The organism is Streptomyces sp. SudanB5_2050 (genome assembly GCF_964272335.1).
Classification (GTDB): domain Bacteria; phylum Actinomycetota; class Actinomycetes; order Streptomycetales; family Streptomycetaceae; genus Streptomyces; species Streptomyces rochei.
Genome location: NZ_OZ186760.1, coordinates 4817837 through 4832317 on the forward strand (window position 1 = coordinate 4817837; position 14481 = coordinate 4832317).

Here is a 14481-nt window from a genome sequence, read left to right on the forward strand (position 1 = left end):
CACGGGCCCCGTTCCGGTTCCGACCGGAACGGGGCCCGTTTTCGTTGCTTTTAACCCTTTTGTAAGTGATGCGCCGCACTTTCCGCCGCCGATTCGGCATGCAAACGGGGCCGTGGGGCAGGGGCTCACGGTCCCCGAGAGTGACACGTGTGTGACACAGGGGGGTTGATCAGGAACGAAAGGCATGTCCACCATGGCGAACAGAACGGAAACCCGGGCCGAGCGCGGTCACCGCACCATCCACGCGGGCGGCGAGTGGCTGGCGGCGTCCTCCGGCGCCACCCGCGACATCATCGACCCCGCGGACGCCCAGCCGTTCGCCGTGGTCGCCGAGGGCGACGAGAAGGACACCGACCTCGCGGTGGCCGCCGCCCGGCGCGCCTTCGACGCGGGCGCGTGGCCGCACACCCCGGTCGCCGAACGCGCCGCCCTGCTGCGCCGCGTCGCCGACCTCCTGGTGCGCGACCGCGAGGAGCTGGGCCTGCTGGAGAGCCGCGACGCGGGCAAGACCGTCGAGGAGGGCCGCGTCGACATCGACTGCGTCGCCGACGCCTTCCGCTACTTCGCGGACCTCGTCGCGGGTGAGGCCCCCGGCCGGGTCGTCGACGCGGGGTCGCCCGACATCCACAGCGTCGTCGTGCACGAGCCGGTCGGCGTCTGCGCGATGATCACGCCCTGGAACTACCCGCTGCTCCAGGCCAGCTGGAAGATCGCCCCCGCGCTCGCCGCCGGCAACACCTTCGTGATCAAGCCCAGCGAGATCACCCCCATGACCACGATCGCCCTGATCGACCTGCTGGTCGAGGCCGGCCTCCCCACCGGCGTCGCCAACGTCGTCACCGGCCCCGGTCACACCGTCGGCGCCCGGCTGGCCGAGCACCCCGACGTCGACCTCGTCTCCTTCACCGGCGGCCTGGTCAGCGGCACCAAGGTCGCCCGGGCCGCCGCCGTCACCGTCAAGAAGGTCGCCCTCGAACTCGGCGGCAAGAACCCCAACGTGGTCTTCGCCGACGCCTGCGAGACCGAGGAGGGCTTCGACACCGCCGTCGACCAGGCCCTCAACGCCGCCTTCATCCACAGCGGCCAGGTCTGCTCCGCCGGCGGCCGGCTCATCATCGAGGAGTCGGTGCGCGAGCGCTTCGTCGCCGAACTCGCCCGCCGCGCGGCGAAGATCCGCCTCGGCCGGGGCACCGAGGACGGCGTCGAGTGCGGCCCGCTCGTCTCCGAGCAGCAGCGCGCCAAGACCGAGGACTACGTCGCCTCCGCCCTCGCCGAGGGCGCCGTCCTGCGCTGCGGCGGCAAGCGCCCCGAGCCGTCCCCCGAGCGCCCCGAGGGCGGCTACTTCTACGAGCCGACCGTCCTCGACCAGTGCCACCGCGAGATGCGGGTCGTACGGGAGGAGGTCTTCGGACCGGTGCTCACCGTCGAGACCTTCCGCACCGAGGACGAGGCCGTCGCCCTCGCCAACGACACCGAGTACGGTCTCGCGGGCGCCGTGTGGACCGCCGACGCGGGCCGCGCCCGCCGGGTCGCCGGCCGGCTGCGCCACGGCACCGTCTGGATCAACGACTTCCACCCCTACCTGCCGCAGGCGGAGTGGGGCGGCTTCGGCAAGAGCGGTGTCGGCCGCGAACTGGGCCCCGCGGGCCTTGCCGAGTACCGCGAGAGCAAGCACGTTTACCAGAACCTCGCACCGAAGCCCGTCCGCTGGTTCGCCGGCTGACCGAACGCCCCGCACCGCCGCACCCGCGCACACCAGCCACACCTCCCGCACCATCCGCTCGCCCCACTGGAGTACCCCCATGTCCGAGACCACTCACGTGTACGACTACGTCGTCGTCGGAGGCGGCACGGCAGGCTCCGTCATCGCCTCCCGCCTCACCGAGAACCCCGACGTCACCGTCGCCGTCATCGAGGGCGGCCCCAGCGACGTCGGCCGTGACGACGTGCTGACCCTGCGCCGCTGGATGGGCCTGCTCGGCGGCGAGCTGGACTACGACTACCCCACCACCGAGCAGCCGCGCGGCAATTCGCACATCCGGCACAGCCGCGCCCGCGTCCTCGGCGGCTGCTCCTCCCACAACACCCTCATCGCCTTCAAGCCGTTGCCGTCCGACTGGGACGAGTGGGAGGCCGCCGGCGCCAAGGGCTGGGGCGCGGTCCAGATGGAGGCGTACTTCGCCCGGCTGAAGAACAACATCGTCCCGGTCGACGAGAAGGACCGGAACGCCATCGCCCGCGACTTCGTCGACTCCGCGCAGAAGACGCTGGGGGTGCCGCGGATCGAGGGCTTCAACAAGAAGCCGTTCCACGACGGCGTCGGCTTCTTCGACCTCGCCTACCACCCCGAGAACAACAAGCGTTCGTCGGCCTCGGTGGCCTACCTCCACCCGGTGATGGACGAGCGCCCCAACCTCACGCTCCTGCTGGAGACCTGGGCCTACCGGCTCCAGCTCGACGGCACGCGCGCCGAGGGCGTCCACGTCCGCACCAAGGACGGCGAGGAGATCCTGGTCAAGGCCCGCAACGAGGTCGTCCTGTGCGCCGGCGCCGTCGACTCCCCGCGCCTGCTGCTGCACTCGGGCATCGGACCGAGGGACCAGCTCGAAGCCCTCGGCATACCCGTGGCGCTGGACCTGCCCGGCGTCGGCGAGAACCTGCTCGACCACCCCGAGTCGGTGATCGTGTGGGAGACCCACGGCCCCATCCCGGACAACTCCGCGATGGACTCCGACGCCGGTCTGTTCGTGCGCCGCGACCCCGAACACGCGGGCCCCGACCTGATGTTCCACTTCTACCAGATCCCGTTCACGGACAACCCGGAGCGCCTCGGCTACGAGCGCCCCGAGTTCGGCGTCTCCATGACCCCGAACATCCCCAAGCCCAAGTCCCGCGGACGCCTCTACCTGACCAGCGCCGACCCCTCCGTGAAGCCCGCCCTGGACTTCCGCTACTTCACCGACGAGGACGACTACGACGGCCGCACCCTCGTCGACGGCATCAGGATCGCCCGTGAGATCGCCAAGGCCGAGCCGCTGGCCGGCTGGCTCAAGCGCGAGGTCTGCCCCGGCCCGGACGTCACCGGCGACGAGGAGCTGAGCGAGTACGCCCGCAAGGTCGCCCACACCGTCTACCACCCGGCGGGCACCTGCAAGATGGGCGCCGCCACCGATGAGACGGCCGTCGTCGACCCCGAGCTGCGCATCCGCGGCCTGGAGGGCATCCGCGTCGCCGACGCCTCCGTCTTCCCGACCATGACCGCCGTGAACCCGATGATCGGCGTCCTCATGGTCGGGGAACGCGCCGTCGAGCTGATCGGCGGTGACCGCCGATGACCGCGACGAACGTCAACGGCACCGCGACCGAGCGTCCCCCGGTCTTCTCCGTCGACGGCCTGTGGAAGGTCTTCGGCCCCAAGGCCGGCCGCGTCCCCGCCGACCCCGAACTGACCGCCCTGACACCGGCCGAGCTGCGCTCCCGCACCGGCTGCACCGCCGCCGTCCGTGACGTCTCCTTCGACGTGCGCAAGGGCGAGGTCTTCGTCGTGATGGGCCTGTCCGGTTCCGGCAAGTCCACCCTCGTGCGCTGTCTGACCCGGCTCATCGAACCGACGGCCGGGTCCATCGCCATCGACGGCGAGGACGTCCGCGCGATGGACAAGTCCCGGCTGCGCGAACTGCGCCGGCACCGCGCGGCGATGGTCTTCCAGCACTTCGGCCTGCTCCCGCACCGCACGGTCCTCGACAACGTCGCCTACGGCCTGGAGGTCCAGGGCGTGGGCCGCGCCGAGCGCCGCGAGCGGGCCGCCGCCGTCGTCGCCAAGGTCGGTCTGGAGGGCCTGGAGCACCGCCGCCCCGGCCAGCTCTCCGGCGGCCAGCGCCAGCGCGTCGGCCTCGCCCGCGCCCTCGCCGTCGACCCCGAGGTGCTGCTCTTCGACGAGCCGTTCAGCGCCCTCGACCCGCTGATCCGGCGGGACATGCAGGAGGAGGTCGTCCGGCTGCACCGCGAGGAGGGCCGCACGATGGTCTTCATCACCCACGACCTCCAGGAAGCCCTCAAGCTCGGCGACCGCATCGCCCTGATGCGGGACGGCCGCGTCGTGCAGCTCGGCACCCCGGAGGAGATCGTCGGCTCGCCCGCCGACGACTACGTCCGCGCGTTCGTCCGCGACGTGCCGCGCGAGCAGGTCCTCACCGTCCGCACGGCGATGCGCCCGGCCGCGAACGCCGACGAGGCGGGCACCGGCCCGGCGGTCCGGCCCGAGGCCACCGTCTCCGAGGCCATCGAGGCCGTCGCCCGCGCCGGTTCGGCCGCCCGCGTCATGGACGGGGGCCGCTGCCTGGGCGTGGTGGACGCGGGCGACCTGCTCGGTGTCGTCGCCGGTACGGCCGTACCCGAGGAACGCCCCGAGGGGGCGGCCGTCCTCCCGGGGGAGGCGGAGCTGCCCAAGGAGGCGGTCTGATGGCCACGGTCACCGCCCCGGCCCCGAAGGCGTCCCCGGGCGTCCTCACCCGCCCGGCCGCCCGCAAGCTCCTCGCGCTCGCCGTGGCCGCCGCGATCCTCGTCCCCTTCGCCGTCACCCAGTGGGGCGGCGCCACCTGGCCGTCCGCCCTCACCGTCGACGTGTCCGAACCGCTCGGCAGGGCCAGCGACTGGATCATCGACAACCGGGACAGCCACCCGCTGTTCCTCTACTTCTTCGGCCACGTCAGCAACGTCGTCGTCCTCGCCGTACGCGCCGTCTACCTCGCCCTCCTCGCCGTCGGCTGGGCCGGGGTCACCGCGATCGGCGCCCTGGTCGCCTGGCGCGTGGCCGGGGTGAGGCTGGCGCTCGGCACCGCCGCGGCGTTCCTGGCCTGCGGCCTGCTGGGCATGTGGGTGCCGACCATGCAGACCCTGGCCCTGATGGTCGTCGCCGTCCTCGCGTCGGTCGTCGTCGGCGCCCTGCTGGGCCTGGCCGCCGGCCTCTCCGACCGGATGGACCGCGTCCTGCGCCCGGTGCTCGACACCATGCAGGTGCTGCCCGCCTTCGCCTACCTCCTCCCCGTCGTCCTGGTCTTCGGCATCGGCGTCCCCGCCGCCGTCCTGGCCACCGTCGTCTACGCCGCCCCGCCGATGGCCCGGCTCACCGCCCTCGGCCTGCGCGGCGCCGACAAGGAGGTGCTGGAGGCCGTCGAGTCCCTGGGCACCACCGCCCGCCAGCGCCTGCTGACCGCCCGCATCCCGCTGGCCCGCAAGGAACTCCTCCTCGGCCTCAACCAGACGATCATGATGGCGCTCTCCATGGCGGTCATCGCCTCCGTCATCGGCGCCGGCGGCCTCGGCGACCGCGTCTACCAGGCGCTCGCCTCCGTCGACGTGGGCGCGGCCCTCGCGGCCGGCATCCCGATCGTGCTGCTCGCCGTCGTCCTGGACCGCGTCACCGGCGCGGCGGGGGAGGAGCGGCCCGGGGAGTCCCGCAGGTCCCCGCTGACCTGGCTGTACGCCCTGGTCGCCGCCGCGGCCGTCGCGGTCGCTGGACGCCTCGCCGGCGTCCTGGAGTGGCCCGACGGGTGGGAGCTGAACATCGCCGAGCCCGTCAACCGGGCCGTCGACTGGATGACCGCCCACCTGTACTCCGGCGTCCCCGTCGTCGGCGGCACCGCCGACTGGGCCGCGCATTTCACCGACTGGGTCCTCAACCCGCTGCGGGACGGCCTCCAGTGGCTGCCCTGGTGGTCGGTGCTGCTGATCGTCGCCGCCCTGGCCTGGCTGATCGGCACCTGGCGCACCGCGCTCACCGCCGTCCTCGCCATGGCCGCCATCGGCGTGCTCGGCGTGTGGAACCCGTCCCTGGACACGCTCTCCCAGGTCCTCGCGGCCGTCGCCGTCACCCTGGTCATCGGCTTCGCCACCGGCGTCGCCGCCGCCCGCAGCGACCGCGTCGAGCGCGCGCTGCGGCCCGTCCTGGACGTCTTCCAGACGATGCCGCAGTTCGTGTACCTGATCCCGGTCGTCGCCCTCTTCGGCGTGGGCCGCGCGCCCGCCGTGGCCGCCGCGGTGGTCTACGCCCTCCCGGCCGTCGTCCGCATCACCGCCCAGGGTCTGCGCCAGGTCGACCCGGCCGCCATGGAGTCGGCCCGCTCGCTCGGCGCCACCAGCGGCCAGCAGCTCCGCCAGGTCCAGCTCCCGCTGGCCCGCCCGGCCCTGCTGCTCGCCGTCAACCAGGGTGTCGTCCTGGTCCTCGCCGTCGTCATCATCGGCGGCCTGGTCGGCGGTGGCGCCCTCGGCTACCAGGTCGTCTTCGGCCTCGCGCAGGGCGACCTGGCGACCGGCCTGGTGGCCGGCGCGGCGATCGTCTGCCTCGGCCTGATGCTCGACCGGGTCACCCAGCCCACCGACCGCCGTCCGAGGAAGGGAGCCTGAGATGCGACTGCGCACGACCTCCGCGCTCGCCGGCGCGGCCGCGCTGACGCTGCTGACCGGCTGCGGCGCCGCCGACATGACCCAGCAGGCGTCCCCGTTCGCCAACGCCCAGGGCGCCAGGACCGTCACCCTCTCCGTGCAGTCCTGGGTCGGCGCCCAGGCCAACGTGGCCGTCGCCCAGTACCTGCTGGAGCACGAGCTGGGCTACCGCGTCGACACCGTCCAGGTCGACGAGGTCCCCGCGTGGGACGCGCTCAGCCAGGGCCGGGTCGACGCCATCCTGGAGGACTGGGGCCACCCCGAGCAGGAGCAGCGCTACGTCCGGGACAAGAAGACCATCGCCCCCGGCGGTGACCTCGGCGTCACCGGCCACATCGGCTGGTTCGTCCCGACGTACTTCGCGAAGCAGCACCCGGACGTCACCGACTGGAAGAACCTCAACAAGTACGCCGACCTGCTGCGCACCGCCGAGAGCGGCGACAAGGGCCAGCTGATGGACGGCTCCCCGTCCTACGTCACCAACGACAAGGCCCTCGTCGAGAACCTGGACCTGGACTACAAGGTCGTCTTCGCCGGCTCCGAGGCCGCCCAGATCACCCAGATCCAGCAGTTCGCCAAGGAGAAGAAGCCCTTCCTGACCTACTGGTACACCCCCCAGTGGCTCTTCGAGAAGGTCCCGATGACGGAGGTGAAGCTGCCCCCGTACAAGGAGGGCTGCGACGCCGACCCGGCGAAGGCCGACTGCGCCTACCCGGTCACCCCGCTCCAGAAGTACCTCAACGCCGACTTCGCGAAGAACGGCGGCGAGGCGGCCCGGTTCCTGAAGAACTTCGAGTGGACGACCGAGGACCAGAACCAGGTCTCCCTGATGATCGCCGAGCAGAAGATGCGGCCCGAGGAGGCCGCGAAGAAGTGGGTGGACAGCCACGAGTCCGTCTGGAAGAAGTGGCTGCCCTGACCCTCACCCCGTCAGTCCGGCCGCGATCTCCCGCAGCGCACGCTCCGCGCGCCGCTGCAGACCCGGCCCGAACGTGATCCGGGTGGCCCCGAGCCCGCCGAGTTCGGCGGGCGAGGGGCCCTCCCCGGGCAGCGCGTGCACGTTCATCGGTCCCCGCACGCCGGACCGCAGCAGCGGCAGTACGCCGACGGGGGCGCCGATCGGGTACACGCAGTCGGCCCCGGCCGCGACGTACAGCGCGGCCCGCTCGACGGCCGCCTCCGGATCGCCGACGCCCCTGAGGAACGTGTCGATCCGGGCGTTGACGAAGAGCCGGTCCCCGGCCGCCGCCCGCACCTCGGACAGCCACTCGGCGTGCTCCCGCGGGTCCTTGAGCACCCCGCCCGTGGAGTCCTCCAGGTTGCAGCCCACCGCCCCCGTCTCCAGCAGCCGCTCCACCAGCTCCTTCGGAGCCAGCCCGTAACCGTCCTCGACGTCCGCCGACACGGGCACGTCCACGGCCCCCGCGATCCGCGCGACCGCCGCGAACATCTCGTCGGCCGGCGTCGCCCCGTCCGCGTACCCGAGGGACGCCGCCACGCCCGCGCTGGGCGTGGCGAGCGCCGGGAACCCGGCCTCCGCGAGGACGCGGGCGCTCGCCGCGTCCCAGGGACCGGGCAGGACGAGGGGGTCCTCGGACAGCCGGCCGTGGTGCAGGGCCCGGAAGCGCTCCACCCCGGTCAGCGGGCCCGTCGTACCGGACGTACGGTCCGTCATCCGTGCTGCCCCGGCGTGTAGTGGCCCGGCGTCAGCCGGCACGTCACACCGAAGCGGTTCCAGGCGTTGATCACCGTGATCGCGGCGATCAGGTGGGCCAGTTCGCTCTCGTCGAAGAGCTTGGCGGCCCTGCCGTACACGTCGTCCGGGACGAAACCGTCCGTCAGCACGGTGACCGCCTCGGTCAGCTCGATCGCGGCGATCTCCCGCTCCGTGTAGAAGTGCCGCGACTCCTGCCACGCGGAGAGCTGCACGATCCGCTCCACGCTCTCGCCGGCCGCGAGGGCGTCCTTGGTGTGCATGTCCAGGCAGAAGGCGCAGTGGTTGAGCTGGGAGGCGCGGATCTTCACCAGTTCCTTGAGCTTCGGGTCCAGGCCCCGGCCCGCCGCCTTCTCCAGCCCCAGCATCGCCTTCCAGACCTCGGGCGCGTGCTTGGCCCACTCCAGCCGGGCGGGCTCCTCGGGGGCGAAGGGGTCGGTGGCGGTGTTCTCGTTCGTCGTCGTCATGCCCTCGAGACTATGGGCGAGGCAGCCCACGGGTATGGTCCATTCCCATGGCGGAACAGTGGGCCACTTTCGGCGCGGACCTCCATCTCGACCGGACCGGTCCCGGGCTGCGCCGGGGCCTCACCGACGCGCTGCGCGAGGCCGTCCGCGGCGGCCGGCTGGCGCCCGGCACCCGGCTGCCCTCCTCCCGGTCCCTCGCCGCCGACCTGGGCGTGGCCCGCAACACCGTCGCCGAGGTCTACGCCGACCTCGTCGCCGAGGGCTGGCTCGCCGCCCGCCAGGGCTCCGGCACCCGCGTCGCCGACCGCACGCCCGCCACCCCCGACCGCCGCCCGGCCCCCCACCGCCGGGAAGCCGCCCGCCCCGCCTACGACCTGATCCCCGGCACCCCCGAACTGGCCTCGTTCCCCCGCACCCGGTGGCTGAGCGCCGCCCGCCGCGCGCTGGCCGCCGCTCCCGACCGCGCCCTCGGTTACGGCGACCCCCGGGGCCGTGTCGAGCTGCGCACCGCGCTCGCCGGCTACCTCTCCCGCGCCCGCGGCGTGCACGCCGACCCCGACCGCATCGTCGTCTGCGCCGGCTTCCTCGGCGGCCTGGGCGTCCTCGCCGACCTGCTGCGGCACCGGGGCACCCGCTCCGTCGCGGTCGAGTCCTACGGCCTGCCCCACCACCGCCGCCTGCTCACCCGCGCGGGCCTCGGGACGCCGCCCCTGCCCTTCGACGACCGCGGCACCCGGCCCGGCGACGACGACCACCCGGCCACCGCCGGGGCCGTACTCCTCACCCCCTCCCACCAGTTCCCGATGGGGCTCCCGCTGCTCCCCGAACGCCGCACCGCCCTGATCGACCGGGCCCGCCGCACCGGCGGACTGGTCCTGGAGGACGACTACGACGGCGAGTTCCGCTACGACCGCCAGCCCGTCGGCGCCCTCCAGGGACTGGACCCCGACCGGGTCGTCTACCTGGGCACGGCCAGCAAGTCGCTCGCCCCCGGGCTGCGCCTGGGCTGGCTGGTGCTGCCGCCCTCGCTCGTCGAGGACGCCATGGACGCCATGGCGGGCCGCACCCCGGGCGTCCTCGACCAGTTGACCCTCGCGGAGTTCATGGCCCGCGGCGACTACGACCGCCACGTCCGCGCCGCCCGACTGCGCTACCGGCGACGCCGCGACGCCCTGGTCGCCGCCCTGGCCGAACGCGCCCCCGACGTCCGGGTCACCGGCATCGCCGCCGGGCTGCACGCGGTGCTCCGGCTGCCCGCCGGCACCGAGCAGCAGGTCGTCCGGGCCGCCGCCTGGCACGGGCTGGCGGTCCACGGCCTGTCCACCTTCCGGCACCCCGACGCGGACGTGGCCCCGCTGGACGCCCTGGTCGTCGGCTACGGCACTCCACCGGACCACGCCTGGGCGGGGGCACTGGACGCGCTGTGCCGTGCGCTGCCGTAGAGTCCCCCGGCGACGGCCGTACACTCGATCGGCCCAACTGTCGTACCGGAAAACGGACAACGGGGGAGAGACGGACATGGCGGAGACCCGGCGGCGGCTGCGGTCGAGCACCGTGGTGCTCGGCGGCATGGGAGTGCTCGCGGCGGCCCTGAGCGCGTGCGGATCGGACCCCGACCGCCGCTGCGTGGACCGCGACAGCTACGACTACATCAACGGCTACAAGGTGGTGGCCGACAAGAACTGCAAGTCCGGCTCCTCCGGCTCCTCGTACGGCAAGGGCGGCAAGAAGAAGGGCGCCAAGGGCGTCGACGACGCCGACTGGTACTACGACGCCGACGTCAGCAACGGCTGGGCCGACGGCGGCACCTTCAGCCGCGACGAGGCCGTCGACCGCGGCGGCTTCGGCTGCTCCGGCTCCGGCAGCGGCGGAGGCTGAGGCCGGCCCATGGAACGCCGCACCATCGACCCCCGCCCCGGCTGGCAGCAGACCGTCGAGGAACAGGGCTGCATCTACCCCCTGACCCGCTACCCCGACGACACCCTGCGCCCCTACTGGGACGAGAGCGCCTACTACGTCTTCTCCCTGCCGGAGGTCGAGGCGCTGGAGGAGGTCGTCGAGGAACTGCACGGCATGTGCCTGGCGGCGGCCGAGCACATCGTCACCGCCGACCGCTTCGCCGACCTCGGCATCACCGACCCCCGCGTCGCCCGGGCGGTCACCGAGGCATGGCGACGCCGCGCCGAACTCCCCTCCGTCTACGCCCGCTTCGACCTGCGCTACGACGGCACGGGCCCCGCCAAGCTCCTGGAGTACAACGCGGACACCCCCACCTCCCTGGTGGAGGCGGCCTCCCCGCAGTGGTTCTGGATGGAGGAGCGCTTCCCCGGCGCCGACCAGTGGAACAGCCTCCACGAGCGACTGATCGACGCCTGGAAGAAGCAGGCCGCCCTGCTCCCGCCCGGCACCCCGCTGTACTTCGCCAACTCCGAGGCGGACGAGCTGGGCGAGGACCTGATGACGGTCGCCTACCTCAAGGAGACCGCCGAGCAGGCCGGCCTGGACACCGAGTGGATCTCCATGGAGGAGATCGGCTGGGACCGCCTCTCCGGCCGGTTCGTCGACACCAAGCTGCGCTTCATCCGCAGCATCTTCAAGCTCTACCCCTGGGAGTGGCTCACCACCGACCGCTTCGCCGACCACGTCCTGGACACCCTCGACAACGGCGGCGGCACCGGCACCACCCTGTGGATCGAGCCCGCCTGGAAGATGCTGCTGAGCAACAAGGCCCTGCTCGCGATCCTCTGGGAGCTGTACCCCGGCCACCCGAACCTGCTCCCCGCCTACCTCGACGGCCCCCGCGAGATGGCCGGCACCACCGGCTACGTCGCCAAGCCCCTGCTCGGCCGCGAGGGCGCCGGCGTCACGATCCACCGGCCCGGCACCGAGGCCCACGGGCGCACCGAGCCGTGCTGCTACCAGGAGCTGGCCCCGCTGCCGGACTTCGACGGCAACCGCGTCGTCCTGGGCGCCTGGGTCGTGGAGGACGAGTCGGCGGGCCTGGGCATCCGGGAGTCCTCAGGTCTGGTGACCGACGAGTACGCGCGTTTCCTGCCCCATGTGATCCTCTGAACACCGTCGCTCGCATGGTGGACGCCGCGGCCCGGCACTCCGGGCCGCCCGGTAGGCTGCCCGTGGGCCGTGACTGGCGCGCTGGGATGGGACCGACCATCGGGGAGCGGCCCGAGCGACGAGTGCCGTGCGCCTGGGCCGTACCGTGAGAACGCCACGTCCGGAGGTCCCCATGTCAGCAGAGCTGTCCCCCGAGTCCACCGCCTACCGCGCCGCGCTCGACGTCATCCGCACCGTCGAGCCCCGCGTCGCCGACGCGATCGGCCAGGAGGTCGCCGACCAGCGCGAGATGCTCAAGCTGATCGCCTCCGAGAACTACGCCTCCCCGGCCACGCTGCTGACCATGGGCAACTGGTTCAGCGACAAGTACGCCGAGGGCACCGTCGGCCGCCGCTTCTACGCCGGCTGCCGCAACGTCGACACCGTCGAGTCCCTGGCCGCCGAGCACGCCCGCGAGCTGTTCGGCGCCCGCCACGCCTACGTCCAGCCGCACTCGGGCATCGACGCCAACCTGGTCGCCTTCTGGGCCGTGCTCGCCGACCGCGTCGAGGCCCCCTTCCTGGAGAAGACCGGCGTCCGCCAGATCAACGACCTCTCCGAGGCCGACTGGGCCGAGCTGCGCCAGGCCTTCGGCAACCAGCGGATGCTCGGCATGTCCCTGGACGCCGGCGGTCACCTCACCCACGGCTTCCGCCCGAACATCTCCGGCAAGATGTTCGACCAGCGCTCCTACGGCACCGACCCGGCCACCGGCCTCATCGACTACGAGGCCCTGCGCGCCCAGGCCCGCGAGTTCAAGCCGCTGATCATCGTCGCCGGCTACTCGGCGTACCCGCGCCTGGTGAACTTCCGGATCATGCGCGAGATCGCCGACGAGGTCGGCGCGACCCTCATGGTCGACATGGCGCACTTCGCCGGCCTCGTCGCGGGCAAGGTCCTCACCGGCGACTTCGACCCGGTCCCGCACGCCCAGATCGTGACGACCACCACCCACAAGTCCCTGCGCGGCCCGCGCGGCGGCATGGTGCTGTGCGACGACTCCCTCAAGGACCAGGTCGACCGCGGCTGCCCGATGGTCCTCGGCGGTCCGCTCCCGCACGTCATGGCCGCCAAGGCCGTCGCCCTCGCCGAGGCGCGGCAGCCCGCCTTCCAGGACTACGCCCGGCGCATCGTCGACAACGCCCGTGCGCTGGCCGAGGGCCTGATGAAGCGCGGCGCCACCCTGGTCACCGGCGGCACCGACAACCACCTGAACCTGATCGACGTGGCCTCCTCCTACGGCCTCACCGGCCGCCAGGCCGAGGCCGCCCTCCTCGACTCGGGCATCGTCACCAACCGCAACGCCATCCCCGCCGACCCGAACGGCGCCTGGTACACCTCCGGCATCCGCATCGGCACCCCGGCGCTCACCACGCGCGGCCTGGGCACGGCCGAGATGGACGAGGTGGCGGGCCTGATCGACCGCGTGCTGACCGCCACGGAGCCGGGCACCACGAAGTCGGGCGCCCCCTCGAAGGCGTCCCACGTCCTGGACGCCAAGACCGCGGACGAGATCTCCCGCCGGGCGACGGACCTGGTGGCGGGCTTCCCGCTGTACCCGGAGATCGACCTCGGCTGACCGTCGCCGACCGGGGGACGAGCCGCCGGTGGAACCTGAGAGAATGACGGACATGGCGAATGACCGACCCCGCGTGCTCTCCGGTATCCAGCCCACCGCCGGCTCGTTCCACCTCGGCAACTACCTCGGCGCTGTGCGCCAGTGGGTGGCCCTCCAGGAGACCCACGACGCGTTCTACATGGTCGTCGACCTGCACGCGATCACGGTCCCGCAGGACCCGAAGGAGCTGCGCGCCAACACCCGCCTGGCCGTCGCCCAGCTGCTCGCCGCCGGTCTCGAGCCGGACCGCTGCACGCTCTTCGTCCAGAGCCACGTCCCCGAGCACGCCCAGCTCGCCTGGGTCATGAACTGCCTCACCGGCTTCGGCGAGGCGTCCCGCATGACCCAGTTCAAGGACAAGTCCGCCAAGCAGGGCGCCGACCGCGCCTCCGTCGGCCTGTTCACCTACCCGGTCCTCCAGGTCGCGGACATCCTCCTCTACCAGGCCAACGAGGTCCCCGTCGGCGAGGACCAGCGCCAGCACATCGAGCTGACCCGCGACCTGGCCGAGCGCTTCAACGGCCGCTTCGGCGACACCTTCACGGTCCCCTCCGCCTACATCCTCAAGGAGACGGCGAAGATCTACGACCTCCAGGACCCGTCGATCAAGATGAGCAAGTCGGCGTCCACGCCGAAGGGGCTCATCAACCTCCTGGACGAGCCCAAGGCCACCGCGAAGAAGGTCAAGAGCGCGGTCACCGACACCGACACCGTGATCCGCTTCGACCGGGAGAACAAGCCGGGCGTCAGCAACCTCCTCTCCATCTACTCGGTGCTCACCGGAGCCGACATCGCCGAGCTGGAGGAGAAGTACGCGGGCAAGGGCTACGGCGCCCTCAAGACGGACGTGGCCGAGGTCATGGTCGAGTTCGTGACCCCCTTCCGGGACCGCACCCAGCAGTACCTGGACGACCCGGAGACCCTGGACGCGATCCTCGCCAAGGGCGCGGAGAAGGCCCGCTCCGTCGCGGCGGAGACCCTCGCCCGGGCGTACGACATGGTGGGCTTCCTCCCCGCCAAGCACTGAGCGCGACGCCGCCCCGGCGCTGCTCACCGCACCCGCCGCCCCGCCCGTGCGCCCCGGCACGCCGCCGTAGCGCTGCACATCACTCCGGTTGCGCCTGCCC

General features: G+C 72.7%; 12 protein-coding genes and 1 riboswitch. Of the genes, 10 read left to right on the plus strand and 2 right to left on the minus strand.

The window, feature by feature from the left end; translation table 11 throughout:
- Positions 1-193: 193 nt before the first annotated feature.
- From ACFZP7_RS21585 to ACFZP7_RS21605, 5 genes are all read left to right on the plus strand, one after another.
- Positions 194-1723 carry an aldehyde dehydrogenase family protein gene (locus tag ACFZP7_RS21585; protein ID WP_385635286.1) on the plus strand — a complete coding sequence of 510 codons (1530 nt, stop codon included), beginning with the start codon at positions 194-196 and terminating at the stop codon, positions 1721-1723.
- A gap of 79 nt (positions 1724-1802) precedes the next feature.
- Positions 1803-3335, plus strand: a complete 1533-nt coding sequence (locus tag ACFZP7_RS21590) for a GMC family oxidoreductase (RefSeq protein WP_019330021.1) — start codon at positions 1803-1805, stop codon at positions 3333-3335.
- Positions 3332-4462 (plus strand): glycine betaine/L-proline ABC transporter ATP-binding protein, encoded by a 1131-nt coding sequence (locus ACFZP7_RS21595; protein ID WP_031018259.1) that lies wholly within the window; start codon positions 3332-3334, stop codon positions 4460-4462. Before ACFZP7_RS21590 ends, ACFZP7_RS21595 begins: the two co-directional genes overlap by 4 nt.
- Positions 4462-6405 carry an ABC transporter permease gene (locus tag ACFZP7_RS21600; RefSeq protein WP_385635288.1) on the plus strand — a complete coding sequence of 648 codons (1944 nt, stop codon included), beginning with the start codon at positions 4462-4464 and terminating at the stop codon, positions 6403-6405. The genes ACFZP7_RS21595 and ACFZP7_RS21600 overlap by 1 nt, the downstream gene beginning before the upstream one ends.
- Before the next feature lies 1 nt (position 6406).
- On the plus strand, positions 6407-7363 hold the full coding sequence (locus ACFZP7_RS21605; RefSeq protein WP_385635290.1) for an ABC transporter substrate-binding protein: 957 nt from the start codon (positions 6407-6409) through the stop codon (positions 7361-7363).
- Positions 7364-7366: 3 nt separating this feature from the next.
- Here the strand turns inward: ACFZP7_RS21605 and ACFZP7_RS21610 are convergent, their stop codons facing one another.
- Entirely contained in the window at positions 7367-8119 is a 753-nt protein-coding gene (locus ACFZP7_RS21610; RefSeq protein ID WP_385635292.1) for an isocitrate lyase/phosphoenolpyruvate mutase family protein, read from the minus strand.
- A complete protein-coding gene (locus tag ACFZP7_RS21615) occupies positions 8116-8625 on the minus strand; it encodes a carboxymuconolactone decarboxylase family protein (protein ID WP_019330026.1) in 510 nt (169 codons plus the stop codon). The genes ACFZP7_RS21610 and ACFZP7_RS21615 overlap by 4 nt, the downstream gene beginning before the upstream one ends.
- A 47-nt stretch (positions 8626-8672) precedes the next feature.
- On the opposite strand from ACFZP7_RS21615, the gene ACFZP7_RS21620 reads away from it, so the two are divergent.
- The 5 genes from ACFZP7_RS21620 to trpS all read left to right on the plus strand — a co-directional run bounded on the left by ACFZP7_RS21620 (position 8673) and on the right by trpS (position 14381).
- Positions 8673-10067, plus strand: coding sequence for a PLP-dependent aminotransferase family protein (locus tag ACFZP7_RS21620; protein ID WP_019330027.1), 1395 nt, complete (start codon positions 8673-8675; stop codon positions 10065-10067).
- 76 nt (positions 10068-10143) lie between these two features.
- Positions 10144-10503: a hypothetical protein gene (locus ACFZP7_RS21625; RefSeq protein WP_019330028.1), complete on the plus strand. Its 360-nt coding sequence runs from the start codon at positions 10144-10146 to the stop codon at positions 10501-10503.
- Positions 10504-10512: 9 nt separating this feature from the next.
- Positions 10513-11697 (plus strand): glutathionylspermidine synthase family protein, encoded by a 1185-nt coding sequence (locus tag ACFZP7_RS21630; protein WP_062130162.1) that lies wholly within the window; start codon positions 10513-10515, stop codon positions 11695-11697.
- Between the two features lie 59 nt (positions 11698-11756).
- Positions 11757-11843, plus strand: a riboswitch (ZMP/ZTP riboswitch).
- Positions 11844-11869: 26 nt separating this feature from the next.
- Positions 11870-13315: a glycine hydroxymethyltransferase gene (locus ACFZP7_RS21635; protein WP_019330030.1), complete on the plus strand. Its 1446-nt coding sequence runs from the start codon at positions 11870-11872 to the stop codon at positions 13313-13315.
- A 52-nt stretch (positions 13316-13367) separates the two neighbouring features.
- Positions 13368-14381: a tryptophan--tRNA ligase gene (trpS, locus tag ACFZP7_RS21640; RefSeq protein WP_046249469.1), complete on the plus strand. Its 1014-nt coding sequence runs from the start codon at positions 13368-13370 to the stop codon at positions 14379-14381.
- Positions 14382-14481 lie beyond the last annotated feature (100 nt).

Excerpts from the sequence above, each read along its gene's own strand:
- ACFZP7_RS21585 (WP_385635286.1), top strand. The coding sequence starts at position 194 with ATGGCGAACAGAACGGAAACCCGGGCCGAGCGCGGTCACCGCACCATC.
- ACFZP7_RS21590 (WP_019330021.1), top strand. The coding sequence starts at position 1,803 with ATGTCCGAGACCACTCACGTGTACGACTACGTCGTCGTCGGAGGCGGC.
- ACFZP7_RS21595 (WP_031018259.1), top strand. The coding sequence starts at position 3,332 with ATGACCGCGACGAACGTCAACGGCACCGCGACCGAGCGTCCCCCGGTC.
- ACFZP7_RS21600 (WP_385635288.1), top strand. The coding sequence starts at position 4,462 with ATGGCCACGGTCACCGCCCCGGCCCCGAAGGCGTCCCCGGGCGTCCTC.
- ACFZP7_RS21605 (WP_385635290.1), top strand. The coding sequence starts at position 6,407 with ATGCGACTGCGCACGACCTCCGCGCTCGCCGGCGCGGCCGCGCTGACG.
- ACFZP7_RS21610 (WP_385635292.1), bottom strand. The coding sequence starts at position 8,119 with ATGACGGACCGTACGTCCGGTACGACGGGCCCGCTGACCGGGGTGGAG.
- ACFZP7_RS21615 (WP_019330026.1), bottom strand. The coding sequence starts at position 8,625 with ATGACGACGACGAACGAGAACACCGCCACCGACCCCTTCGCCCCCGAG.
- ACFZP7_RS21620 (WP_019330027.1), top strand. The coding sequence starts at position 8,673 with ATGGCGGAACAGTGGGCCACTTTCGGCGCGGACCTCCATCTCGACCGG.
- ACFZP7_RS21625 (WP_019330028.1), top strand. The coding sequence starts at position 10,144 with ATGGCGGAGACCCGGCGGCGGCTGCGGTCGAGCACCGTGGTGCTCGGC.
- ACFZP7_RS21630 (WP_062130162.1), top strand. The coding sequence starts at position 10,513 with ATGGAACGCCGCACCATCGACCCCCGCCCCGGCTGGCAGCAGACCGTC.
- ACFZP7_RS21635 (WP_019330030.1), top strand. The coding sequence starts at position 11,870 with ATGTCAGCAGAGCTGTCCCCCGAGTCCACCGCCTACCGCGCCGCGCTC.
- trpS (WP_046249469.1), top strand. The coding sequence starts at position 13,368 with ATGGCGAATGACCGACCCCGCGTGCTCTCCGGTATCCAGCCCACCGCC.